At 68.6% G+C, this 24702-nt stretch carries 23 protein-coding genes and 1 pseudogene; 10 read left to right on the top strand and 14 right to left on the bottom strand.

What is annotated here, in order from left to right; all coding sequences use genetic code 11:
- Positions 1-131: 131 nt before the first annotated feature.
- On the top strand, positions 132-1466 hold the full coding sequence (locus tag OHU35_RS02360) for an aspartate aminotransferase family protein (protein WP_405504393.1): 1335 nt from the start codon (positions 132-134) through the stop codon (positions 1464-1466).
- A 61-nt stretch (positions 1467-1527) separates the two neighbouring features.
- Here the strand turns inward: OHU35_RS02360 and OHU35_RS02365 are convergent, their stop codons facing one another.
- Positions 1528-2424, bottom strand: a complete 897-nt coding sequence (locus tag OHU35_RS02365; protein ID WP_229873025.1) for a TauD/TfdA family dioxygenase — start codon at positions 2422-2424, stop codon at positions 1528-1530.
- Positions 2425-2729: 305 nt separating this feature from the next.
- On the opposite strand from OHU35_RS02365, the gene OHU35_RS02370 reads away from it, so the two are divergent.
- A complete protein-coding gene (locus tag OHU35_RS02370) occupies positions 2730-3545 on the top strand; it encodes a glycosyltransferase family 8 protein (protein WP_189725255.1) in 816 nt (271 codons plus the stop codon).
- 91 nt (positions 3546-3636) lie between these two features.
- Positions 3637-3885: a hypothetical protein gene (locus OHU35_RS02375; RefSeq protein ID WP_189725254.1), complete on the top strand. Its 249-nt coding sequence runs from the start codon at positions 3637-3639 to the stop codon at positions 3883-3885.
- 40 nt (positions 3886-3925) lie between these two features.
- On the opposite strand, the gene OHU35_RS02380 is transcribed toward OHU35_RS02375, so the two are convergent.
- The 5 genes and pseudogenes from OHU35_RS02380 to OHU35_RS02400 all read right to left on the bottom strand — a co-directional run.
- The gene (locus tag OHU35_RS02380; protein WP_267943947.1) at positions 3926-4060 is read right to left on the bottom strand and encodes a hypothetical protein; all 135 of its coding nucleotides are present in this window, start codon (positions 4058-4060) and stop codon (positions 3926-3928) included.
- Between the two features lie 7 nt (positions 4061-4067).
- On the bottom strand, positions 4068-5846 hold the full coding sequence (locus OHU35_RS02385) for an ABC transporter ATP-binding protein (protein WP_405504396.1): 1779 nt from the start codon (positions 5844-5846) through the stop codon (positions 4068-4070).
- Positions 5843-7750, bottom strand: coding sequence for an ABC transporter ATP-binding protein (locus tag OHU35_RS02390; RefSeq protein WP_405504398.1), 1908 nt, complete (start codon positions 7748-7750; stop codon positions 5843-5845). Before OHU35_RS02390 ends, OHU35_RS02385 begins: the two co-directional genes overlap by 4 nt.
- 60 nt (positions 7751-7810) lie before the next feature.
- A complete protein-coding gene (locus OHU35_RS02395) occupies positions 7811-8749 on the bottom strand; it encodes a hypothetical protein (protein ID WP_405504400.1) in 939 nt (312 codons plus the stop codon).
- Between the two features lie 167 nt (positions 8750-8916).
- A pseudogene (locus OHU35_RS02400) lies at positions 8917-9205 on the bottom strand (IS982 family transposase); the annotation flags it as partial.
- A gap of 114 nt (positions 9206-9319) precedes the next feature.
- Here OHU35_RS02400 and OHU35_RS02405 point away from each other — a divergent pair.
- From OHU35_RS02405 to OHU35_RS02420, 4 genes are all read left to right on the top strand, one after another.
- A complete protein-coding gene (locus tag OHU35_RS02405) occupies positions 9320-10051 on the top strand; it encodes a dienelactone hydrolase family protein (protein ID WP_189725250.1) in 732 nt (243 codons plus the stop codon).
- Between the two features lie 138 nt (positions 10052-10189).
- Complete coding sequence (locus tag OHU35_RS02410; RefSeq protein WP_405504401.1) at positions 10190-10999, top strand: class I SAM-dependent methyltransferase; 810 nt, start codon at positions 10190-10192, stop codon at positions 10997-10999.
- 389 nt (positions 11000-11388) lie between these two features.
- Positions 11389-12687: a sugar efflux transporter gene (locus OHU35_RS02415; protein ID WP_405504403.1), complete on the top strand. Its 1299-nt coding sequence runs from the start codon at positions 11389-11391 to the stop codon at positions 12685-12687.
- 203 nt (positions 12688-12890) lie between these two features.
- Positions 12891-13109, top strand: coding sequence for a beta-propeller fold lactonase family protein (locus OHU35_RS02420; protein WP_405509161.1), 219 nt, complete (start codon positions 12891-12893; stop codon positions 13107-13109).
- 222 nt (positions 13110-13331) lie between these two features.
- On the opposite strand, the gene OHU35_RS02425 is transcribed toward OHU35_RS02420, so the two are convergent.
- On the bottom strand, positions 13332-14369 hold the full coding sequence (locus tag OHU35_RS02425) for an acetate/propionate family kinase (protein ID WP_405504405.1): 1038 nt from the start codon (positions 14367-14369) through the stop codon (positions 13332-13334).
- Positions 14370-14463: 94 nt separating this feature from the next.
- A complete protein-coding gene (locus OHU35_RS02430; RefSeq protein ID WP_189725247.1) occupies positions 14464-14856 on the bottom strand; it encodes a hypothetical protein in 393 nt (130 codons plus the stop codon).
- Between the two features lie 144 nt (positions 14857-15000).
- Here OHU35_RS02430 and OHU35_RS02435 point away from each other — a divergent pair, with 144 nt between their 5' ends.
- Complete coding sequence (locus OHU35_RS02435) at positions 15001-15525, top strand: phosphate-starvation-inducible PsiE family protein (protein WP_359894666.1); 525 nt, start codon at positions 15001-15003, stop codon at positions 15523-15525.
- Here the strand turns inward: OHU35_RS02435 and OHU35_RS02440 are convergent.
- The 3 genes from OHU35_RS02440 to OHU35_RS02450 form a co-directional block, all read right to left on the bottom strand.
- On the bottom strand, positions 15502-17676 hold the full coding sequence (locus OHU35_RS02440; protein ID WP_359894668.1) for an FUSC family protein: 2175 nt from the start codon (positions 17674-17676) through the stop codon (positions 15502-15504). The genes OHU35_RS02435 and OHU35_RS02440 overlap by 24 nt on opposite strands.
- 294 nt (positions 17677-17970) lie before the next feature.
- Complete coding sequence (locus tag OHU35_RS02445; RefSeq protein ID WP_359894670.1) at positions 17971-19050, bottom strand: hypothetical protein; 1080 nt, start codon at positions 19048-19050, stop codon at positions 17971-17973.
- A gap of 100 nt (positions 19051-19150) precedes the next feature.
- The gene (locus OHU35_RS02450; RefSeq protein WP_405504407.1) at positions 19151-19339 is read right to left on the bottom strand and encodes a hypothetical protein; all 189 of its coding nucleotides are present in this window, start codon (positions 19337-19339) and stop codon (positions 19151-19153) included.
- 210 nt (positions 19340-19549) lie between these two features.
- Between OHU35_RS02450 and OHU35_RS02455 the strand changes: the two genes are divergently transcribed.
- Both OHU35_RS02455 and OHU35_RS02460 read left to right on the top strand, forming a co-directional pair.
- Positions 19550-19999: a DUF1931 family protein gene (locus OHU35_RS02455; protein WP_359894674.1), complete on the top strand. Its 450-nt coding sequence runs from the start codon at positions 19550-19552 to the stop codon at positions 19997-19999.
- A 189-nt stretch (positions 20000-20188) separates the two neighbouring features.
- Positions 20189-21382, top strand: a complete 1194-nt coding sequence (locus tag OHU35_RS02460; protein ID WP_405504409.1) for a PP2C family protein-serine/threonine phosphatase — start codon at positions 20189-20191, stop codon at positions 21380-21382.
- A gap of 58 nt (positions 21383-21440) precedes the next feature.
- On the opposite strand, the gene OHU35_RS02465 is transcribed toward OHU35_RS02460, so the two are convergent.
- The 3 genes from OHU35_RS02465 to OHU35_RS02475 are packed head-to-tail and all read right to left on the bottom strand — an operon-like array spanning position 21441 to position 24250.
- On the bottom strand, positions 21441-21869 hold the full coding sequence (locus tag OHU35_RS02465) for a DUF2267 domain-containing protein (RefSeq protein ID WP_003995173.1): 429 nt from the start codon (positions 21867-21869) through the stop codon (positions 21441-21443).
- 35 nt (positions 21870-21904) lie between these two features.
- Positions 21905-22297: a DUF2267 domain-containing protein gene (locus OHU35_RS02470; protein ID WP_359894677.1), complete on the bottom strand. Its 393-nt coding sequence runs from the start codon at positions 22295-22297 to the stop codon at positions 21905-21907.
- A 21-nt stretch (positions 22298-22318) separates the two neighbouring features.
- Positions 22319-24250 carry an MFS transporter gene (locus OHU35_RS02475; protein ID WP_405504412.1) on the bottom strand — a complete coding sequence of 644 codons (1932 nt, stop codon included), beginning with the start codon at positions 24248-24250 and terminating at the stop codon, positions 22319-22321.
- Positions 24251-24702 lie beyond the last annotated feature (452 nt).

The following is a 24702-nucleotide window of genomic DNA, read 5'->3' on the forward strand; positions in this document are numbered from 1 at the left end:
CGCACGACAGGAGCACGGAGACACTCCCGATCCGCATGTGCCCCGCTGACCGGCGCGGAGCCGCCTTCTTGTGCCCCACCCCCGCCCGTCCGCGGTAGGCCCGCGGGCCCGAACAGCCAGAGGAGAGCGCCATGGCAGCACCGTATGCCCGCGTAGGCGAGCCCCGAACGCCCCGTCCCCTCCCCGACGCCGAGACGCTGCGGGTCCGCGACCGGCGGCACGTCTGGCACACCTGGACACCATTGGACGCCGACCGCTCGGCACTGACCCTCTCGCACGGCTCAGGCCACCATGTGTGGGACATCGAAGGCCGCGCCTACCTCGACGCGTCCGCCCTCAACTCCACGTGCGGCTACGCCCATCCGGATATCGTGCGGGCGATCGCCGAGCAGGCGGCCCGGCTGCATCACGCCGACCTTTCGGTAGCCTCGCACGAGCCCGTCGGAGTGCTCGCAGAACGCCTCGCCGGCCACGCGCCGCCCGGCCTGGACAAGACGCTTTTCGTCAACAGCGGGTCCGAGGGCTTCGACGCCGCCGTCATGATGGCCGTCTCCCATTGGGCCCATCTCGGCCGCCCACGCCCACGGATCGTCACCTTCGCCCGCGGCTACCAAGGCGCGACGCTGCTCAGCCGCAGCCTGTCCACCCTCCCCCGAAACCGGCACCTGCTGGACACCCCGCTGCCGGTGACCCGCGTCGAGCTCCCCGACGAGCCCCGGGCGCTTCGCCACCCCGGGGCCCTGTCCGCTCTGCTGTCCGCCTTCGAAGAGGCCGTCGGGCACGACCCGGACGATCTCCCGGCCGCTGTCGTCGTCGAGCCGTTCCTCAACGTCGGCGGGGCCGTCGTCCTTCCGCCCGGATTCCTCCGCGGGCTGCGGGCCCTGTGCGACGCCACCGGGGCCCTGCTCGTGCTCGACGAGGTCTTCACTGCTTATGGCAGGTCCGGCCGCATGTTCGCATGCCAACGTGAGGATGTCGTCCCGGACATCATCGTCTCCAGCAAGGGCCTCACGGGCGGATACGTGCCACTGGCCGCGGTCACGGTCCACAACCGCGTGTACGACACCTTCGCCGCCGACCCGGTCATTGGCGGCCTGCGGTACGGCCACACCACCTCCGGGCACGCCGTGGCCTGTGCCGCCGCGCTCGCCACCCTCGACATGCTGGAGAAGCTGCGCCTGCCCGAGCGGGCCGAGGAACTCGGCGCCTGCCTCCTGCGCCGTCTCGCATCACTGGCAGGTGCACCCGGAGTGACGGACGTACGCGGCCTCGGACTCATTGCCGTCGTCGAGACGGACAGCGAAGGGCGGGCGGACAGGATCCTCGCCCGGGCCCGCGACTGCGGGCTGCTGCTCCGCCGGATCGGCTCCGCGGTCGTCGCGGTGCCGCCGCTGGTGATCGACGACGAAGGCGTGGCGGCCGTGGCCGACGGCCTGGCGGAAGCGGTCGCGTACACCGCGGACTGAACCGTGACAGGGCGGTGGGGGGACGGGGCGGCCCGTCCCCCCACCGCCCTGTCCGCCGGCGTCAGGCGACGCCGGCGTTGTATGCCGTCATGTCCCCTGCGAGGACCGTGCTCGGCCTGCCGTCGACACCCACAGGGACGGAACCGGCGACCGTGCAGCGTTCGGCCCGGCGGTCCTGTGCCCCGTAGTCGTGCACCGCGTAGTGCTGGGTCGCCCGGTTGTCCCAGATCGCAAGGTCACCGGCCCGCCAGCGCCACCGCACGGTGTTCTCCGGCCGGGTGACGTACTCCTGCAGGATCCGCAGCAGATCGCGCGAGGCCTGCGGGCTGAAGCCGACCGCACGGCGAGCGAACCCGCCGCCCAGCAGAGCCCGTTCCCCGGTTTCGGGATGCACGTGCACGGCGGGGTGCTCGGTCTCGAACAGCCTGGAGATGTACGCCTCGCGAGCAGCCACCGTGGCGTCGGTGTAGTCGGAGTCGTTGCTGTGCACGATGCGCAGCTGGTCGGCGAGCGCCCGCAGCGGCTCTGGCAGTGACTCGTACGCCCCCACCGTATTGGCCCACATGGTGTCCCCGCCGACCGGCGGGGCGATCTTGTTGTGCAGGAAGGCGAGCGCCGGCGGGCGGTCCACGAAGGTGAGGTCGGTGTGCCAGTGGTTCGCGCGGGTGCCTTCGCGGGAGTCGATCTCACGCACCTCAGGGCGGTTCTCCGGTGCCTGGTAGATCGGGTGACCGAGGGTCAGGCCTCCGAAGCGGCGGGCGAACGCCGCCTGGCTCGCGTAGTCCAGCCGCTGGTCGCGGAGGAAGACAACCTTGTGGCGCAGCAGCGCGCAGCGCACCTGCTCGACGGTCTCCGAGCCAAGCGGGGCGGCGGTGTCCACGCCGCCGATCTCCGCGCCGAGGCCGCCGGCGAGCGGGGTGACGACTAAGTCGGCCGACTGCAGGGGGGCGATCGTCACGGCATGTTCCTCTCTGTTGGGCTGTCCGGTGGTACGGGCCGCCGCGGGCGCCGGCCAACGGTCGCAGCGGATGGGCCCGACCGCCCCACCATGCCTCATGCTTGCCAATTATGGCAACGCATTACCTCTCAAATAGCCAGGCACTTCAGCGTCTTGAGGTCTGCTACCGCATTCCAAAGTCACCTCGCGACATCCCTTCTATTGCCAAAAGTTGCCAACTCCTCCTAGGTTGAGGGTTGAGCCACACGTCGGCCGCACGCCCGGACGGCGGCGCCCAGCCCGGATCACGAACCCGAGGAGCGAGGATGGGACAGCAGGACATCCATGTGGTGTTCGCGGTAGACGACAACTACGCCACAGCCGCGACGGTCGTCGCCAGGTCGATCCGCGACGGACTGCGCGACCGAACGCGCGGACTCGTCTTCCACGTCATCGACTCCGGACTCGGCGAGGGCAGCACCCGGATGCTCGGCGACGCGGGCGACGTCCGGATCCACGAGGTGCCCGACCGTCTGGAGATGGCGGTGCCGCGCAAGCACTGGACGGCAGCGACACTGCACCGCCTGCACATCGGCGAGATCGTTCCCGAGGACGTGCACCGGGTGATCTACCTCGACGTCGACACGATCGTCCTGGACGACCTCGCGGAGCTGTATGACACCGACCTCGGCGGCGCGCCGATCGGCGCGGTCATCAATGAGGTGGCCCCGGCCCGTCTGCTGACACTCGGCACGACACGGGCGAGCCTCAGTCAGACCGGCGCCAAGGCACCGGGCTACTTCAACGCCGGTGTCCTGCTCATCGACATGGATCAGTGGCGTGCCGAGGGCATCACCCCGCGGGCAGTGCACATCTACCGCACATACGGCAAAGACATTCCGACCCTGGACCAGGACATCCTGAACCACCTCTTCGCGGAGCGCTGGGCCCCCATTCCCTCGAAATGGAACAAGTTCATCGAGCACCCGGTGCACGGACGATTCGGCCAAGGCCGGATGGAATATCTCACCCGCCGCGAAGGAATCATCCACTACATCGGCGCCGACAAGCCGTGGAGCGACGAATTCCCCGACAATCCGCTGCGGCGGATCTACCGCGAGTTCACCACCGTTCCCGCCTGACGGCCCGACATCAAGGAGAGCGGGGCCACCAGCTGGTGGCCCCGCGGCGGCCTCGGGGGTGGACAACGCCACCTATCGGCACGGGGACAGCATGTCCGTCCGGCTGCCCCGTCTGCCGCGCTGGATCGGCCAGGTGGAGGGCAAGAACGCCGCGCCCGAGCGGATCGCCGACCTCCACGACGCTGCGCAGCAGGTGATCGGGACAGTGGGGGGCGACGTTGCCGATCCGCAGGGTGAGTTCGCCGAGGTGGTAGAAGACCAGCAGCGCCAGGCAGACGACCTGGATCAGGGCCTGCCCCGCATCCGCCCGGTCGTCGGCCTTGGACGTCAGCAAGGATGACGCTGCCCAGATGCAGCCGGCCGAGGGTCGCCGAGGTGAATCACTCGTGCTTCTGAAGCAGGACGAGCCGGGCCGGGACCTGATATGTCTCGGCGTCGCCCAAGGCGGTCACCACCGCCCCGGGGACGTAGACGTCGTCGATCGCGAACACCACGTTCAACGCTTGCTGCTGCATGACACTCCTACCGATAGGCCTGCATCTGCGTCCGGTACAGCTCGGCATACTCGCCGCCGGTCGCGAGCAGGTGCGCGTGCGTGCCTTGTTCGGTGATGCGTCCGTCGCCGATGACGACGATGTGGTCGGCCGTGTGGATGGTGGAGAAGCGGTGGGAGACCAGCGCGGTGACGGCACCGCGGCCGGCCGACTTCCGGGTCTGCTCCATGAAGAGTTCGTACAGCTCGTGCTCGGCCTGCGGATCGAGGGCAGCTGTGGGCTCGTCGAGCACCAGAAGCAGCGGAGCCTGTCGCATCAGCCCTCGTGCGAGGGCAACCCGTTGCCACTGGCCGTGGGAGAGTTCGACCCCGCCGAAGGTCTTTCCCAGCTGGGTTTCAAGTCCTTCGGGGAGCTCGTGGACGAGGCGTGTGGCGCGTGCGCGGTCCAGCGCCTCGGCGACCTGGGAGGCGTTCTGGACGGCGGGCAGGTCGCCGGCGCCCACGGATTCGCGCAGCGACGTCTGGAGCTTGAGGAAGTCCTGCAGTACGCCGGTGCACACCGCCGCCCAGGTGGCGGGGTCGAGCTCCCGCAGGTCGACGCCGTCGACGGTGATCATTCCGGTGGTCGGCTGCTGCACGCCCAAGAGGAGTTTGACCAGGGTGCTCTTTCCGGCTCCGTTGGCGCCGGCGATGCCCAGCGACGAGCCCGCCGGAATGGTCAGGTTGACCCCGCGCAGCGCGGGCGACACGGCGCCGGGGTAGGTGAAGGAGACGTTCCGCAGCTCGATGGCCCCCTTGAGACGGACAGGCGCCGGTGCTCCCGTGCGGGTGGCGACCACGGCGTAGTCGAGGAGCCATCGGTGGTGTTCCGCGATCCGGCCGCCGTTGGCGACCTGGGTGATGGTGTCGACGGCCAGTTGCTGCTGTGCCCGCAGCTGGCCGGCGAGCGAGATGATGAACACGGCGTCCCCGGCGGTGGCGCCGCCCGTCCTCAGCAGATGTCCGACCACGATGAGGGCCACGGTGAGGGCGGCGAAGTACAGCACCCATCCGCCGATCTCGTAGACCAGCCCGCGGAGCCGGACGCGCGCCTCGTGCTGCGCTCCCTCGGCCCACAGGTCGCTCGCACGTCTGTCCAGCCGCATGCCGTTGCCGCAGACCCACACTTCCTTCGCGGTCTGCGGGCGCAGGCAGAGATCGTGCAGTTCGGCCTCCTGCCGGAAGTGCTCCACGGTGGCCTCGGCCGCCTGCTGCTGCATCCGTTTGGCCCTATTGGTCAGGGGGAGGATCGGCACCGCGCAGGCGGCGAGGAGGGCGAGCAGCGGGTGGATGTCCATGAGGAGCCAGAGGCTCATGGCGATGCCAGCCAGCGCGGAGAGCGCGTAGGCGGCGGCCCAGCCGGTGTTGGTGAGGGCCAGCGTGCCCCGTCGGAGCATCACGATGCGGTTGATGAACTCGCTGCGCTCCAGGTGGGCGATCGTGGGGATCTTCGCGGCGGCCTCGGTGATCTCCTGTTCCAGCGCCAGCTGGATGCGGTTACACAGGTCGTTGCGGTAGTTGATGGAGATCCGCTGACCGATCGTCTGGAGCACGTGGCAGACGACGCCCAGGCCCACCGCTCCCAACAGACCAACGGCGATGTCGAGTTCAGCCGAGTCCACGAGCCACCGCTGGCTGAGCGCGGTCAGGGAGACGAGCCCGGCCTGCAGGCCGACGAGTACCCCGACGGCGATGGTCACCCGCCGGTCGGCCCTATAGCTCAGCGACAGCGTGTGCCGGGTCATGCGCAGGCTGTTCCGCATGCTCATCCGCGCATCTCCTCAGGCTCTGCGGCGTTCGACTCGGAGCCTTCCCGCTCTGTGGCGTCAGGCTCGGCGGCGCCGTCCGAGAAGCGGGAGGCCTGCAGCCGGAACAGGCGCGCGTAGTCGCCACCTCTCTTGAGGAGGTCGGTGTGGCTTCCATCCTCCGTGATCCGCCCGTTGTCCAGGAGCACGATCCGGTCGGCGGACCTCACGGTGGAGAGCCGATGGGAGATCAGCACGACGGAGGCGTTGCGGACCGCGCCGACGACCTCGTCGTAGAAGCGAGCCTCGGCCTTCACGTCGAGATGGGCGGTCGGCTCGTCCAGCACCACCAGTCGTCTGCCGTGGGACCTGGCGTACAGCGTGCGCACGGCCGCCAGCCGCTGCCACTGCCCCCCGGACAGTCCGCGCCCCCCACTGCCAGAGTTCCACAAAACCGTGTCCAGCCCGGACTCCAGCGAGGCCAGCACCGGCTCCAGGGCACCGAGGCGCAGCAACTCCTCAAGCTCGGCGTCCGAGGCATCCGCCTCGGGGGCGGCCAGGGTGATGTTCTCCCGAAGGGTCAGCGGGTACCGGACGAAGTCCTGGAACAAGGCCGTCATCCTGCTCCGCCACTCGGCGGGGTCCAGGGTGCACAGGTCCTCCCCGTCGACGGTGATCCGGCCGGCTGTCGGCGTGTACAGTCCGGCGAGCAGCTTGATGAGCGTCGTCTTTCCAGCGCCGTTCACCCCTACGATCGCCAGCCGCTCTCCGGGCCGGATGGTGAGGTTCAGGCGGGAGAGGACGGGGCGTGGCGCGCCGGGGTAGGTGAACGTCACGTCCTCGAAGCGGATCGTGGCGACCGTGGCGGCGGGTGTCCGCGTTCCCGTCACCGGCGGGCGCAGGCCCTCCAATTGGCGCAGGGCGTGATGGGCCGTCTTGCCGTACTCGATGTCGTACGACTCGTTTCCCATGTTCGCGATGACGAAGACGCCCCATGCCGCCACCAGGCAGAAGGCCAGGGTGCCCACGTCGATCTCGCCGTCGAGTGCCGCGGTACCGGGGACTCCGAGCGCCAGGGCGGCGCAGACAGCGGTGATCGCCATGGAGAGCTTCTGGCGGTGCAGGACGTTTCTGCGGATGCGCCAGTAGTCGGCCAGCCAGGCGTAGTGTGCGGCCAGGCGGCGTTCGCTCACCCAGCCGGCCAGTCCGAACAGCCGCAGCTCCGTTCCCGCTTCCGGGCCGGCGGCCAGATCTGCCCAGAAGTCGACCTTGCGGCGCTCCGGCGTTGCGGCGTCCTTCACGTTCTCCAGGAACAGCCACTGCCGCAGCGTGATGGACCGGATCACGAAGCAGAGCACGATGAGCGTGCAGGCCAGGAGCGGGAAGTAGACGGCGAGAGCGACGCCCATGGCGATCGCCGAGAGCATGCGCCCGCCCGTCTGCACCTGGCCCACGGCGGCCATTCCGACGGAGCGCTCGCGCCATGCGATGCCCTGGTCGGCCGCGCGCGAGGCGACGTCCTGGAACTCGGGATCCTCCAGGTGCGAGATGCCGGCGGGGCGCAGGGCGATGCGCCGCATGCGGGAGCGGGCGGCGCCGTCGATGGTCTTGGCCATGGACTGCCTGAACGCCAGCCCCGCGATCTCGGCGGCCTGGCGCAGCAGCATGGCGGCGGCGAAGCCTGCCGCAGGCCAGAGGTAATCGCCCGTCTCCTCGGTCAGGACGTGGACGAACCTCTGGGCGCAGAGGGCGGTCAGCGGTGCGGTCGCGATCTCCACGAGCGTCGTCAGGACGATGGCGGCCAGGAGACGGCGGCTTCCGAATCGGAGCATCCCGAGAAGCTCGCGGCGTTCCTCGTAGAGGCCTCCGAGGCGAGTCCAGCCAAGGTCGCGCAGGGAAAAGGCGGGATAGGGGACAGGACTCGTCATGCGTTCAGCTCCCACTCATCCCGTATCCATGGGCGGAGGCGCAAGGCGCGGGATGCCGGATCAACGGCACTTCCTGCCTTCCAGCCGGTCGAGGGCGGAGGTGAACAGAGGCGCATAACGGCCGAAATTGTCAAGCGTGCGCGCCGTCTTGCCCGACGCCTTGCTGGAAGCGAAGTAATGGCACATGACGCGCCGATCCGCGTACGGCAGCCACTCCCACGGGCCAGAGCGGTAGGCCTCCCCCAGCGACCTGACGGCGCCGTCGAGTCTCCCTCCGAGCACGGAATAGAACATTTGGGTGACATGACGGGGACGGAAAAGGATGTCGCGCGGAGTGTCCTCCATCATCTTTTCAAGGTAATCCGCGTCGAAGAAGCGCTCGCGATCGGCGCACATGAATCCGCAGCACATCTCCGGCACATAGGGCACGGACGGCAGGGTCTCGGGGATCCAGTTCACACCCATCGGGCCGCGCCCGTGGTCGAACTGCTCGTAGGAGTAGAGGAACGCCGTACGGTCCGTGGAGTCGGTATTCCACCGCATCAGCTCGTCCGGGGTGTCGACGAACAAGATGTCGCTGTCCATGCCGATAATCTTCTCGGTTTCCGCGAGCACGAAATAGTCGACCAGTTGCAGGATGCGCACGTTGTGCCGCCGGACCTCCAGCAACAACGGGCAGCGGGCCAACGTCTCTTCGACGACGGCGTCGGCGATGGCGCGGGGAATCACCCGAATGCCCTCGATATGCCGCCGCAACGTCTCGACATCTTCCTTTGCGAGGCTACCGTCGTCGTGCACGACAGCACGGACGCCGGGCCAGAAATGCCCGAGCGATTTGATGGCGAACAGATACAGGGGAACGTGTTCGCTGGAGACCAGCGAGTGGACCTCGACGGCAGCCGTGCCGTCCAGTCGCGCCTGCGGAGAGCTGAGGATTCCGCGGAGCAGTTCCTCGGGCTCCCGCGGCTGCCGAGGCGAATCCGCTGTGGACTGGCTCACGTTACCCTCACCCCTCAGGTGTTCGCCTTCGCGTGATCGAAAACGTCCTCGGATCGGGCACCACGTCACTCCGGCGCCGAGCATCCGCGCTGAGACTATGAGACAGTGCCAATCTTGGCAAGACGTTGACAAGGTTAGGCAATGTTGGTCTGGTGGGAGGCGCCCCCTTCCTCCTCGCAGGTTGGCCGCAGCAGCCGGATTCCGTGCTCGGCCAGCTCGCGCTCGAAGTCGCGGCCGAAGTAGCTCTTGTCGCCGATCAAGGTCTGTCCGGGCCGGGTGGCGAGGAGTTCGCTCCGGTCAGGGCGATGGCGACGGGCAGTCCCTGGAGCGTGCACACCAGGTGCAGGCGCGGGCCCCAAAGAAGCGGCTGTGACTGGCGCAGTAGCCGTACTCGTGGCATCCGGCCGGCTCGGAGCGTTTGACGGTCTCGCGGGAGCGGCCGCATTCCACGGGTGTGCCCGCTGCGAACTCGAGGAGGTGAGACCGATCAACGCTGTGACAGATTGGGCTCCCTCCCTCGCATGGTCCAGGGAGCGCCTGCAGCAGGTATCCCGAAAGGCCTGAAACGCGATGCGCTTCATCTCCAAGACGTCGTTGGGCGGCGTGACCGAACAGCTCTTCACCCTCGACGAGATCCCCGGCGTGCTGTGGACGCCGGAAGACGCCCATGGCACTCGCCCCCTGATCCTGATGGGACACGGCGGCGGGCAACACAAGAAGGCCGCCAGCATCCTGGCCCGCGCGCATCGCTTCGCCGCCGAGGGCGGGTTCGCGGTCGCCGCGATCGACGTGCCCAACCACGGCGAGCGGCCGACGGACGAGGAGTTCGACCGGATCGCGACCGAGTACCGGGCGCGTATGGCCGCCGGAGAGGATACGGCTGCGCTGGACACCGCCATGTACACGCTCGTGGCCGGGCAGACCGTCGAGGAATGGCAGGCGGTCGTGACCGCAGTCCAGCAACTCGACCATATCGGCGGCGGACCGGTGGGCTATTGGGGTGTGTCGCTGGGTTGCGCGTTCGGTATACCGTTCGTCGCCGCAGAACCTCGAGTCCGCGCCGCGGTGCTGGGCCTGCAAGGGTCGCCCGCGCTGGCCGGGACCGCCGCGCAGATCACCGTGCCGGTGCAATTTCTGGTCCAGTGGGACGATGAGCGGATGCCCCGTGCACAGAGCCTGGCGTTGTTCGATGCCATCGGTTCAGCCGAGAAGACACTGCACGCCAACCCCGGCAGGCACGGAGATCTGCCGCGGTTCGAGGTGGACGACTCTCTGCGATTCTTCGCCCGACATCTGGGCTGATACGTCTGTAGTTCACGGTCGCAGTCGATGGATATTAGCCTCGGGCTTTTCACGAGGTGGTCTGTCCGAGGCTTGATGACAAACGTGAGAAGTGCTCCTGACCTGGACCGATAGCGCGTCCCGAGGGAGTCTGGCGCCGTGGAAATTCCGTTGCCGGAACAGCAGCATCTTCGATCGAATGCCTCCATGACTCATGACGGCCCGGCGGACCATGTGGAGCAGAACCGACGCTTTTGGGATGACGAGGCGGCTGCGTGGCACGGTCCCCTCGCCCGTGATCACTGGGCGCAGGTGGAACCGTCCTGGGGGTTGTGGGCCACCCCTGAGTCGCAGGTCTTCGTGCTTCCCGACGGCATCGACGGGATGCGCGCCATTGAGTTGGGCTGCGGCACTGCCTACGTTTCCGCTTGGCTGGCCAGAGCAGGAGCCCACCCGGTCGGGATCGACCTCTCGGAGAAGCAACTCGCCACTGCTCGCGCGATGCAGACGGAGTTCGGCATCGACTTCCCCCTTGTCCTGGGCAATGCCGAGAAGGTGCCCTACGAGGACAACACGTTCGACCTGGCGATCAGCGAGTACGGCGCCTCGCTGTGGTGCGACCCCTACCAGTGGATCCCGGAGGCAGCCCGGCTTCTCGCTCCCGGAGGCCGACTGGTGTTCTCGCGCTACTCACCGCTGTTCGCGCTGTGTGTACCGCCCGAGGGACCGGCATCCACCACTCTGTTCCGCGGCCAATTCGGCCTGACGCGGCTGGACTGGGGCAATCACGTGGAGTTCATCCTCCCGCACGGTGAGATGCTCCGTCTGCTGCGGTCCTGCGACTTCGTCGTTGAAGATCTGATTGAGATTCAGGCACCCCGGCGTGCACGGGACTACGCAGAGGCTTCCGCCGACTGGGCCCGGCAATGGCCCAGCGAGGAGATCTGGAAAGCTCGGCTGGCAGGCTGACAGCTCCGCAGGCACCCTGTATCGCCTTACTCATCCTGCGGAGCACCTCGATGCTCCCGCTCAAGAGACCAGCCGACAGTCCGCCGCGGTGATCACCTCAGCAGCCAGGCGGTCAACGGGGTAGTCGGGCCGTCCGCTCCGGGTACGCCGCAGCGACGTAGCGCATGGACCCCTGCTGCCTGCGCTGCCGCCGCGACGGCCTCGGTGCGGTGGCGAGGGAGTCCAAGTCTGGCGTCGCAACCGCACTTTGGGCGCCCTCATCTCATGCGCGCAGCCGATCCCTTGGAATCGATCACCTAGCGTTCTGGCAAGGGTTGCCTAGAGATTGCCATTTATGGCAACCTCATCGGGCCATGGTCCAGCACGGCCGCGCCCTGGAGAGGTCCAGTTTGAAGACGGACATCAGCAGCGCACGGAACGGCACCGGTGCCACCCGCGTACTCAAGGACACAACACTGCGCGGCATGGCGGTCAACACCGCGATGGTCGGCCTGGCGGGCGCGTTGGTGAGTACGTCCGTGAGCCTGTTCCTGGCCGGTCCGGTCGGGGCGACACCGCTCATGACCGGACTGTTCTTCTCAGCACGGGGAGTGCTGGAGATCGCCGCCGGTCTGACGGTCGGCACACTGTCGGACCGCATGCTCAACCGCCGGACGCTCCTGATGCTGTGTCCCCTGTTGTCCGCGGCCGGCGCACTCTCCTACGCGGCGTTCCGCGACTACCTGCTTCTCCTGGCCACCGGCGCGGTGCTGTTCGGCCTTGGCGGCGCCGGATTCGCGCAGATCTTCGCCTACAACCGGGACTACGCACAGGCCCATGCGCTCGATTCGACTCTCCTGAACTCCATACTGCGGTCGATCACCTCGGTGTGCTGGATCATCGGCCCGCCGCTGGGGTTCCTGGTAGTCGACGCCCAGGGCTTCGCTCCGCTCTACCTGCTGGCGGCATTCCTCTACGCCATGTCGGGACTCTTGTGCCGGTGTCTGCTCCCCGACCTACCGCGAGACCCTGTCAAGCGGAAATCCGTCGGAAACCCGTTCACCGGGCCGGGCCGCCCGCTGCTGCTGCTGCTCTTGCCGGCCGTGGTCCTCTTCCTCGCAGTCAACTCGATCTACCAGATCAACATCGCGCTCTTCGTCACGCTCGATCTGGGGCTCCGCCCGAGTTTCACCGGGCTGATGATCGGCCTCGCGGCCGCCCTGGAGGTGCCGGTCATCGTGCTGACCGGAAGGTACGCACACCGCCTCGGCGCTTGGCGTCTCGTGCTGGGCGCAGCGGCCGTATCGGCGCTGTTCTTCGCCACGCTGCCTTTCATACACTCCCCGGCCGCGCTGCTCCTGTCTCAACTACCCGGTGCCGTCTGCACCGGTGTGCTGCTGAGCCTGCCGCTCTCGCTGCTGCAGGACGCCCTGCCAGGTCGGGCGGGCACCGCGTCTTCGCTGTACACCTCCTCCCAGCAGGCCGGCATCCTGCTGGCCGGCGCCACCGCGGGCGTAGTCACCCAGTGGGCCGGTTACACAGCCGTATTCTTCGTCTGCGCAGGGCTGTCGACGGCTGCCGCGTTTCTCGTCGCGGCGGGGTGGCGTGCCGTCACACGCCACGGCGCCCGTCCGGATGCGGGCGGCCGCTCGGAGTCGAAATCCGGCAAGGACGCCGAACCCGGCACCAGCCCGACGGCGGACCGATGAAAGTCGGCCCCCGGAGCGGCAACCCTCGCGGCCACCCGCGGCCGGCCCTACGGGAGCCGGACCCGCGCCGGAGAGCGCCGAGTTCGGCCCTGACACATGTAACCGTGCGACCGCCTTCGTTCTCCAGCGCGCCGGTGTAGCACTTCGCCTCCAGCCTCAGCGGCGCCGGCGACACCACGCCCGGAGGACCCGACCCCGACACCATCGGTGTCTTCACCATCGAGCGCCACGGTGCTCTCAAGCCCGTCGGCTGGGTCTCCACCCAGGACATCCGACCGCGCTTCTTCGGGCTGGAGTCCTCAGGCCAGAGGCTGTTCGCCGCCAAAGAGGCCACCGACATCATCGAGGCCCCCCACTCGGCAGGGCCTCAAACCGCCCCAAGTCGCTCCAGGACAACAGGTCGGCACAGGAGGAAGCAATGACACGTACCAGGCGTGAATTCGGCACGCTGGTCATGGTCGGCGTGGGCGCGACGGCGACCCCGTCCGCCCTGAGTCGAGTACGGCAGCGGCCCAGGCCCCTCGAACAGGCGCGTACCGCAGCGGCCCGGGCAGCCGAGGACGTGCCCTGCTGTCCTGGTACAGGAGGCCGATTCTTTGCGCGGGCCAGGTAAGTGTGGATGTGCCGGCAGTTGCCTTGGCCAGTCACATCCCGAGCACCCGTCGGGTCTCGGCGGCGATCTGCTGTGTCTCGCCGGTTGCGACCACGAGGACCGGGACACCTCTCACCGTCTGATCGATGCGTCGGAGGCCTTCCCGCATCAAATGTTCCAGTTCGGGGACGAGCAACCCGCCTCGTACTCCGAGAACAGTCAGGGCCGAGCAGATCTCCTCGCGTACCTCGGGTTGGTCCTCGCCGATCTCCCCGGTGAAGACCAGCGCGTCCAGCCGGTCCAGCGAGGCGGCCATCGAGGCGATGCCCCTGCGGCAGCTGAGTGTGAACGTCGCCAGCGCCAACGCTGCCGCGGCATCACCCTCCGCGCGGGCGCGCACCAGGTCCCGGGTGTCTCCCGAGGTACCGGAGAGGCCGAGCAGACCGGAATGCCGGTGGAGTGTGTCATCCAATGCGTCCGTGCTCAGACCGTGCCGCCGCTGCAGCCACAGCAGCGCGCCGGGGTCGAGGCTGCCGCTGCGTCGGCTCATCACCAGGCCTTCCAGCGGAGTGAGGCCCATGGTGGTGTCCACGCTGCGTCCGTTCCGGACGGCGCAGGCCGAGCAGCCGCCGCCCATGTGCACGAGCACGACCTGGAGGTTGTCGACGGGTCGGCCCAGAGCCTGCGCCGTCCTCCGCAGTGCCCACGAGTAGGAAAGCCCGTGGAAGCCGTACCGGCGCAGCCCGTATTCGGCTCGCCATCGCTCCGGCACGGCGTACGTGCGCGCTTGTGCCGGCAGATCCTTGTGAAAGACAGTGTCGAAGCAGGCGACATGAGGAACGTCGGGCAGGAGTTCTCGTGCGGCATCGACCACATGCAGGGCAGGGGTCACGTGCAGCGGCGCGAGATCGGCGACGTCCGCCAGCAGAGCCCGTACGCGTGCGTCGATCAGCGTATGTCCAGTCAGGTGCGGACCGCTGTGGACGATGCGGTGACCAACCGCCGCAGGAGCGGGCACCTCACTGAGGAAGTTCCGCAGTTCCGCCGCCGCAGCAGGCCCTGGGGGCTCCGAGGCGTCTCGATCCGCCACTCGTTCACCGTCCGCCGCGAACAGAGCGACGTGAAGGCTCGAAGAGCCGGCATCGAGGACCAGTATGTGACCATCACGGCTCTCGTGGGAGCGGTCAGCGCTCATCACACACCTCCAGTGCACCTGCGGCCTCCGGCACGGCGCGCCCGCCACGGAGTGCGACCCTGTGCTCAGGGTCGGCCTCGGTGCGGACCGGGTTGTGCTCCGCCCGGCCCGGCAGGTCGGTGAGGAAGACGCCGATGTCCCAGTCGCCGTCCTCCAGGCGGGCGCCGACGTTTCGGCCACGTCGGACACGTCGACCTGTTCGTTCGCCGCCAGGGGCGCCGTCGGTGTCCGTCTGCCGGCGGATGCCCCTGGCGGTGCGGTGGCGCGGTTCCTCCGGCAGGCCGCAGGCGAGGTCCCGGGCCGAATCGGAGGGCAGACCCCGGGTCGGCGCCAGGACGGGCCGCAGGTTCCTGCCGTTCGTGTCCGCGTCGGGCTGCCTCATAACCCTTGTCCTGCCGCCTGGTAGGCCTCGGTGATGTCGCGCCTCGCCGCTTCCCCCAGGCTGCCACCACAGGGCGGCATCCGCGCGTCCACCCGTTCGGCAGCACGCCGCGCCTGCGGGCCGGGGCACCCCTAGCATGCGAATGTGCGACCCATTCTCCCGAAGATCGAGGGCGGCCGGGTACAGGGCCTCCTACAGCTCATCGAGGACGGCATCCACCTCGTCGTCGCGGCGCTCCTCGTACTGCTCGCGGGGATCCTGACCGTCGGGGTCGTCCATGACGTCATCACGTCGATCCAGGGGCCGTACCGCGAGGAGACGGTCGTTCTCTCCGCCCTGGACAGCGGCCTGGTGCTGTTCATCGTGGCCGAGCTGCTCCACACCGTCCGCCTCACCATCAGGAACCGGACCCTCGACGCGGAGGCGTTCCTCGTCGTCGGCCTGATTGCCGGCGTCCGCAAAGTGCTCATCGTGACGGCCGAGGCGGAGAAGTCCTTCCGGTGGAACGTCGAGGGGATCGAACTGCTCATCCTGGCGGGGCTGATCCTCGTGATGGCGACAGCGGTGTACGTGTGGCGGCGCTCGACGCGGCCGGGGGACTACTTCCCGCTCCAGGAGGCGCGGCGCTCCCCGTCGCCGGAGCCGTCACCCAGCCCGGTGCGCGGGTGATGATCCGTCACCTTCCGCAGCCACGGCCGCCCGCACCCGTTGCTCCTCGCGAGCAGAGCCGACGTCCCGTTCCAGGGGTGTGCGGCTTACGGCTGTCGCAAGGTTGTCCAAGGCCCGCTTCTGCAGTTCCGCCCCGCGCCGCAGCACCGGGCTTCGGTCCCCGGCGGCGCCCTCCCACGCGTGGAGCGCCTCCTCCACGCGCCCCCAGTCCGGATTCCGGTGCTCGCGCACGTCGACTGCCGCCCGCGCGGTGTCCGCCTCCAAGGCCTCGGCGAACCGCTCCGCCTCGGGGGCGAAACGACTATCGGCCCGCGGGACGTGGCTCTCCATGAGCATCGCCGCCCGGTCGAACCCCTGGAGCGCCTCCTGCGCATCCTCCGCCTCGCGCGACGTCAGACCCCTGGGACGGACCGGTTCCTGCCTTGCCTGGTCGTAAGCCTCCTGCCAGGCCGCACGTGCCTCCCTGCTCGCCAGCAGGGCCCTGCGCATGTCGGCGCGACGCTCCCGGGTCGGTTCGGCGTAGCCGCGGAGCACTGCGGCCGCGTAGCGGCCGTTGGCGGCGAGCCAGTCCGCGAGCCGACCCGGCAGCCGGGGGGTCTCCCATGCGGGGAACACCACGTACGCCAGCATTGCCAAGGCCCCGCCGAGCAGGGTGAGCACCACCCGCTCCGGGACCGTCTGCTCCCATGCGTGGCCGCCCATGCCGAGCAGGAAGACGACGTACGCGGCAGTGAAGCACTGGGAGTAGGCGTAGCCGGTACGGAGCAGCGTGTACGACAGGGCCGCCGAGACCACCGCCAGCGCGCCGAACACATGGGCGTCCGGGCCCAGAGCCCGCACCATCCCGGTGGCGAGCGCGACCCCCGCCAGGGTCCCGGCGAGACGGCCCACCGCACGCGCGTACGTCCGGTGGAAGTCCGGCCGCATCACCATCACCGAGGCGATGGGCGCCCAGTAGCCGTGTTCCAGGGGTAGCCGGGAAGCGATCAGATAGCCGAGCGTGGCCACCGCCGCCAGGCGGACGGCGTGCCGGAACACGGGCGAGTCCCGGCGGAGCTCACGGCGGACCGCCCGGACGACGACCGGGAGCAGCCTGAACATGGTCGGGCGCACCAGGAACTGGGCGCTCGCGGGGTCGGGCGCCGTAGGCGCCTTGTCGCGCGCGCCGCCGCTCCCGGCGATTTCCAACGCCTCGGCGAGCAGTTCCACGAGCCGTTCGGCGGCCTGCCGGGCGGGCCCCTCCAACACCTCGCCCTCCTCGTCGACGCGCAGGACGTCCGCGCTCCGGGGCGGCACCTCGGCGGGAGTGCCGCGGCGGATCGAACGGGCGGCCGCGTCCAGGACGTCGGCGGCCGCGTCGAGCAACTCCCGTGCGCGGTCCCGCCCGGATCCCTCCGCCGGGGCGCCGACGTCCGGGTCGGCGAGCGCGGCGACGACCGGCAGAATGCGCTCGGCGAGGCCCCGGGGGCCGTGGAGGACGGGGGGACGGGTGCGGGCCTGTGATGGCGTCACGGCAGCCGCGTCCCGGGCCGTCATCAGTGGCTCCGGGTCGAACGGCGCGGTCGGGTCGTGCCGCAGCCGGCGGGCGTAGTCCGCTACGGCGGCCAGCGCGTCGGCGAGCGCGTCACGATGCGCCCCCCAACGGCGGATCGGGAACAGCAAGATCAGTACGGCCTGCGCCACGCCTCCCAGCGCGATGACCCCGGCGTGTTCCAAGGCTCGTCCGACGCTCGTGGGCAGGGTGATGGTCACCAGCATGCTGCCGACCGTCGTCGCTGCGACGATCCCAGCGGTCGATCCGAGAGCCCACGCCATCCCCGCGGCGAAGGCCCATACGGCCAGCAGCGGAAGGAACGTCACGAGTCGCCCCGCCGCCAGGTAGCCCACGAAGGTGCTGAGCGCCAGACCCGCGCCCGCGCCGAGCGCGATCACCTTGCGCGGACGCCAGGTGCGCTGGAAGGTGGCCGCACCCGCGGAGTAGGCACCGAGGGCGGCGGACGCGGCGTACGCAGGGGAGACCAGCCACAGCGCCGGCCCGATGACGAGCGCCACCCCAGCAGCCGTACGCAGCGCGAGCAGGGGCTCCAGCCGCGCCTCCTCGATCGTGAGCCCGGATCGCACGACCTCCCCGAAGGTCCGCAGCCACCTCACCCATGTGAGCCTAGCCGGAACGCCCTGCCCGGGCGCGTCGGCCGCGCCGCCGCCTCCTGACGGCACCGCGCTCGGACGCGCGGCCCCGGGCCGACGTCCACCGATGAACCGGCACACTCTCACGTACCTTGGCGATCGATGACCACGCCCCCGGCACCGGACGTTCAGCCTCAGCGGCCGCGTACCGGCTGAGAAGGGGTGACGGACCTGCCCTACCGGGACCACACCCGCACCGTCATCGCCATGATCAACCCGTCGGCGCGACATCGCGCTGCTGGTTGTGCCGGGATCGGTTCACTTCGAGGACTGGTCACCGTGGTCGTCTTGGAGCGTGTGACGACGTTCCTGTTCGCGCTTGGAGTAGGCGGCTGCCCGGATCGCATCGTCGCTCTCCAAGCCTGATCCCAGCGCGCCGCCCACGGTGGCGACCGAAGCGACGAACCAGGACAGCGTCACGTACTCCTCGGCGTGCAGTGGGGTTCGTGTCACGGAAGCGAACGCTTGGTCGTTGAGGATGAACAGCGCCCACACCCAGTTGATGACCATCAAACCCACGTAGCAGACGAGCACCCCGATACCCACGGTCACAACCGTCGAGGCGTTGTAGAGCCGCGCCCTCTGCCTCGCCTCCGGCGAGCTCTCTGCTGATCGATGCCACAGCTCCGCGTCTATGATCAGCCAGCCGACCATGAGCGCGACAGACCCGACCGTGGCGATCACGAGGCGTGGCACGCTCAGGGTCTCAGCCAAGCTCCAGACGGTGGAGTTCACGGTGGCGACTGCTCCTGTGGCGAGTGCGGCCGCCAGGGCTTTCGACAAGCCCGGCACCAACCGCCACGGCCGGTTGGCGCGGACCATGCCGACGAGCACCCGCAGGTAACCGCGCGGTCCGCTGACGACGTACCGAAGATCGTCGGTCTCCTTCTCACCGATCGGGCCCGGAGGTACTTCAGCCCCAGTGGTTTGCGGACCCGTCAAGCCCAGCACGGCTTCTTCGACGGCCCTTCGGGCCCTCGTCTGCAGCCGCAAGCCCCCCAGTGAAGGAAGAGAGAGCAGGGCCAAGCCGTGTTTGTGACTCAGATTCACAACGAGCCTGCGTCCGTGTGAGTGCAGCGGAAGGTCGGTGAGGGCCACGACGATGTCCCAGTTCTCAGCACTCCCACGGTCCATGATCCGGCGCATCAAGGTGGGCGGGTCCTCCGTCCCCGATGTGAAGGGCTCACTGACCACCTCGACGTCGAACCGTCGCCCCTGGCCCGACTTGTCGGCGAGCCGAGCAGGAAGTGTCCGGGCCATGCGCTGCGCGATCTCCGTCGGCGCGTCCGGATCCGCCAGGAGAGCCACGACCGTAACGCCCTGAGACGACACCCGCATGACTGGACCCTCTCGTCGGCTGCCCCGCGATCCCAGGTGCCCACAGACGCCGCCGAGGTAACCAGATCCCCTCGTCTTCCCAGCGCAGGGCCTGCTCCCATCACCGGGCCACGATCGCGTCCGCCACCGCGAACACCCGCTCCGGCATCACCCCGGCACGCACCGCACGCCGCGTCACCGACCACCCCGCATCCAGAACGCCTGTGAGGCACAGCGCTGCGTCCTGCCCGGCGTCGGGGCGGCCGGTGGGCGGGATGGGCCGAGTCAACCGGCCCTGGCTGCTGCTCACCGGCCTCTCCCGAGCGCTCTCTGGCCCTGCTGTCGGTCCGCACGCCTGCCGGCAACCCGGACAGTCGGACGCCTGGGCCTGGCAGGGCAATACAGGGAGGCTAATTGGGCCCGACATGCGCATGCGTTCGCGCGCCCCCGTCGGCCAAGCTGACCGAGAAGCCCAGGGGGCCGGGAGTCACCTCGGCGCCCGCAGCCGGAGGTTGCCGTCATGACCGTGATGTCCATCGCCAGATTCGAGAGGTTCTTTCGCGCGGCCGCAGGACTGAACGTCGACAAGAACGATCTCAAGCGCTATAGCGACTTCGTCGACGCCAAGCTCTACGATCTGCTGACCGTCGCCCAGGCCACTGCCAAGGCCAACGGGCGCGACATCATCCGGACCTGTGACCTGCCGATCACGAAAGGCCTGCAGGAGAGCATTCACCATTTCCGGAAGATCGACCAGGAAGTAGAACTCAAGCCGATCCTGGAACAGCTCGCCACCCATCCCGCTCTGGACCGCACACCCGATGAGGAGACCGAGGCGGCCTATCCGGACATCATCGGCGGACTCAGTCTGGCTCTTGCCCAGAGCTTCAAGATCCTCCACCCGGAGCTGAAGAACCCCCAGACCCAGCAGTGGGACGAGGCTCGAGCCGTCTTCGACCTCCTGCTGTGAGTGGCGACCGGAACATGCTGTGCCGGCCACGGCCGAACAGCGTCAGCGCGCTCCGCTTCCTCGGCTGCCTCAACGGTCGTGCCGGCCCGCCGCAGGGCCTCGTCCACGTCCAGGGTGCTGCCGAAAGCGTGCTCGAGTGTCGGAGAGCGCGGATTGTGACGGCTCGTCCTCGAAGGGATCATCGAAGGCATGGACAGGAACATGTCCGTCGGGTCCGGTGAGCGGCTGCTGGAGGAACTGGTCAGAGCAGCCCAGCCGGCATCACCTGCGGAACTGCCCGTGGTCCTGAACCGGTATGCCGAGGCGATGGGTATGGGCAGGGCGGTCATCTACCTGATCGACATCCAGCAAAGACTGCTGTTGCCGCTTGTCGAAGGCGAGCCGGAACTGGAGCTCGACACTTCGCTGGCCGGATGGGCCTACCGCACCGACTCTCTCCGAGTGGAAGAAGTCCCCTCCGGCGGGCTGAAGGTATGGCTGCCCCTGGCCGACGGAGCGGAGCGGCTGGGCGTCGTGGAACTGAACATGAGCACCCTGGACGGGCTCAAGCTACGGCGCTGTCGAACGACGGCGCTGCTCCTCGCGCTGATCATCACATCCAAGCGCACCTACAGCGACACCATCGCGCAGCGTACGCGTACCAGGCCGATGCACCTGCCCACGGAGATGGTGCGGGCTTTTCTCCCTCCCCGGTCGATCGGTACCGGGCGGGTCGTTTCGACGGCGGTTCTGGAGCCTGCGTACGAACTCGGCGGCGATGCTTTCGACCATGTGTTCACCGAGGACGTTCTGCACGCCACAATCCTTGACGGCATGGGGCACGATCTGGCGTCCGGACTTGCCACCTCTGTAGCCATGGCAGGCTGCCGTAACGCCCGGCGCAGCGGGGCAGACCTGAACGAACTCGTGGGCACCGTGGACGAGGCGCTGGCGAAGTGGCTTCCGGAGCAGTTCTGCACGGGTGTCTTCGCACAGTTGCACATGCCCACGGGCGTGCTGCGATGGTGCAACTGCGGTCACCCGCCTCCGTTGCTCATCCGTCGCCACCGTCTGCTCCACAAGGCATTGGAGCGGCCACCTGAGCCTCCTTTGGGTCTGCCCGCCAGTCTCGCCGGGACCGCCCGTCAGGTGCACGACGTCAGCCTGGAACCCGGTGACCGAATACTGCTCTACTCAGACGGCGTCGTGGAGTCACGCGACGAGGCGGGCGAGGAGTTCGGCCTGGAGCGCTTCACCGACTACATCATCCGGTCGACCGCAGCAGGGCAGAGCGCCCCGGAAGTGCTGCGCCTGCTCATCCATGCCATCCTCGAGCATCAGCACAACGAACTCAGCGACGACGCCACGATCTTGATGTTCGAGTGGCAGCCCCCTGATCCGTGACCGGCACCGTAGGCCTGTTCGGCGCGTTGGGCCGTGCTCATGACCTCCTCCACCGGAGTCACGGCAGGAGCGCGGCAAACGAGTTCGGCACCCGGGATTTGAGGTGCTGCCATTCGCCGGCGCTCACATGGCGCTCCAGAGTTTTCAGTACGGTGCGCACCAGCTTCTCGCTGCCACCCTCGACCGCATAGGGGAATTCACTCCGGACCCGTGCGAGGAACTCCTCGTTGCTCATCTTCACGGGCGTTTCGGCCGGTTTCCAGCCGTCGTAGTAGACGCCTCTGACGATGGTCGGCAGCTGGGCGCCGAACTGTACGGCCGTCTCGACCGGGAGACGATCCCGAAGCGGGTGCAGCACGGCCCGCAGTGCCGCGTACGACTGCTTACGCCGTTCTTTGGGCCACCCGAAAGCCTCCTCGACGTCTTTGAGGAGCCGATTGGCCTTGTCCACCATGGTGTCGAACGAGGAGAAACCTGTGTCAACCATGTGCGTGGGCCTTTCGTTGTGGGCGCCTCACGGGCTCAGTCCGCGAGGTCGGCCTTTCCGAACAGGACCGCGTAACTGGAGGGGAGTTGGCTGATGATCTGATTCAGTTCTCCGCCAGTCACAGCGTCGGCAACGGTGGTCAGGACCGCGCTGGCGTCCCACTGCGCCGTACGCGGCCGGGCATGGGTGCGCTCGGCGACCCGGCGGTAGAACTCTTCGATCCCGAAGCTCTGCGTCTGCTGGGGCGTTGCATGGTTCAGAACCTGTCCCAGCGGGCCGGGGAGCTGGGATGCGAGGTCCTTGACCTCTCCCGGGCTGATCCGTTGGGCCAGCACTTCCAGCACGGCGTTGGTGACGTCCGCGGCTTCGTCCTGGTCGTTGTATTCTCCTCGCTCGCGTACATGGGCGAGGAATCCGTCGTATTTCATCGCTGCCTCCTTCTGCCCCGGTCACCGCTGGTCATGGGGGTCGTCCGGTGCGCTGTCGGGCCGGCCGCGTCCGTCCGTCGGCGCGTAGCTGCCGTTGGCAAGGCTCTTGGCCCTGGACTCCCGCTCGGACTCACGCAGGGCACGGTGGAAGCGTCCGGGGCCCCAGGAACGGCCGTCCACAGCCTGTTCGAGTCGGTCGCGGCTCGTCGGGCCGGTTTCTTGGAGCGCGTGGGTGATCTGTTCGATCTCGTCGTCGAGGCGTTGTTCGGCCATGGCGGACGTACGACTTGCCGTGCCCGCGGTGCCGGCCATCCCCGGCGAGTACATCCTGCTGCCCGGTCCGGTGCCCGGGCGGTAGCGGCGGGCTCCGGCGCGCTCCCGCTCCCGGCGGCGGGCGGTGCGGTCGGCGATCCGCTGTTTCCGCTCGTGCCCGGTCTGCCGGACATGCGCGGGGCGGAGGCTGTCTCGTGCGTCCTGTGGCGCGGGCTCGTTGCGCCAGGCTGCCTCGGCTTCCTCAGCGGTGAGCGGCCGGGCGATGTTCTCCAGGGACTGTTGCTCGGCCCGGACACCGAAGAAGACCTCGGCCAGCCCGCCCAGCGCCATGGCTGCCGCTCCGACGAGGAAGCCGATGGCCACCAGGTCCGCATCGCCACTGTGAATCAAGTGGCCGAACAGCAGCGGGCCGGTGATTCCGCCCACGGCCGTACCGATCGCGAAGAACAGCGAGATGGACAGGGCTCGGGTCTCCATGGGGAAGACCTCGCTCACCGTCAGGTAGGCCGAGCTCGCTCCCGCGGACGCCACGAAGAAGGTCAGCGAGACCAGCAGGAAGAACGACCATGTCGTCAGCGAGCCGTTGACCAGCAGGACGGCGAGCACGGCTGCCACGACTGCCGATCCGAAGTAGGTGCCCGCGATCATCGGCTTTCTGCCCACGGTGTCGAACAGTCGGCCGAGAAGGAGTGGTCCGAGGAAGTTGGCGATGGCGAAGAGGGCCAGGAAGTAGGGGATCGAGCCGGAGCCGATGTCGAAGAAGCCGTTCAGGATCGTGCCCAGGTCGAAGACGATCGCGTTGTACAGGAACGCCTGTCCGACGAAGAGCGCCAGGCCGAGAACGGCGCGACGCGGGTAGCGCCGCAGAGCCGTGCCGGCGATCTCCCTGAACGGGATGACGTCGCGCTGCCGTACGGTGACCGCCTCGCCCGGTTCCGGCAGCTCGCTGCCGGTCTCCTGGCGCACCTCGGCCTCGATCCGGTCGACGATCCGTTCAGCCTCGTCTTCATGCCCGTGGATGAACAGCCAGCGCGGACTCTCCGGCACATGGCGGCGTACCAGCATGATGCCCAGGCCCAGGATGCCGCCCAGGCCGAAGGCCAGCCGCCAGCCGAGGTCGTCTGCCAGCAGACTCTCGTTGAGAAGCAGCACGGCGACCAGGCTGCCGAGCGCCGCACCGACCCAGTAGCTGCCGTTGATGGCCAGATCCACCTGTCCGCGGTTGCGGGCCGGAATCAGCTCGTCGATGGCCGAGTTGATCGCGGCGTACTCTCCGCCGATGCCCATACCGGTGATGAAACGGGCGAGGTAGAGGTACCAGGCGTCGTGGGCGAACGCGGTCGCGACGGTGGCGAGGATGTAGATGCCGAGCGTGAGCATGAACAGCTTCTTGCGCCCGTAGCGGTCGGTGAGCCTCCCGAACAGGAGAGCGCCCGCACATGCGCCTGCCACGTAGATGGCGGCGGCAGTGCCTATGTCGGCGCTGGTCAGGTTGATGCCGCTGCCCGGCTCGGTCATACGGGCGGCAACCGCCCCGACGATCGTCACTTCCAGTCCGTCCAGAATCCAGACGGTTCCCAGACCGATGACGATCCGCCAGTGGAATCGGGACCACGGCAGCCGGTCAAGCCGGGCGGGGACCTTGGTGGTCACGACACCGAGTTCGGCGGTGGTGGTCATGCCATGCCTCCTCGTTCAGGGCCATGGGCCGTTGTCTGGAGAGGGACAGAACAGGCCGGAATGGACCGGTCCGCCTAGGGTGGTCTTCTGTGCTGCGCTGCCACCTTCTGGGACACCGTTTTCGCTTCCTCCATGAGGGCGACACGATGCTCTGGCACTGCGCGCGTGGGTGCGGAGCGGAGGGAAGCAAGCGATATCCGACGGCCCAGGACGCCGAGCGTTACGCACGGGCATTCGACCGCGAGGACCAGGCGGACATGGGCCGACGAGCCCCGCTGGGTCTGCTCCCCCTTCGGCTGTTGCGCGCCTGGCGTCTGCGGCGCCGAAAGGAAGCCGGTGGCGAGCCAGGTGCCGAGTCTCCGCCGCCGTGAGGGGTTGTGATACGGGACGTCGTTCATGAGTCACCCCGGATGTCGAGCCTCGCCGGCCCGGCCGCGGTGCCGGGCGTGTGT

Origin of the sequence: Streptomyces purpurascens (assembly GCF_045040895.1) — a bacterium.
GTDB lineage: Bacteria > Actinomycetota > Actinomycetes > Streptomycetales > Streptomycetaceae > Streptomyces > Streptomyces purpurascens.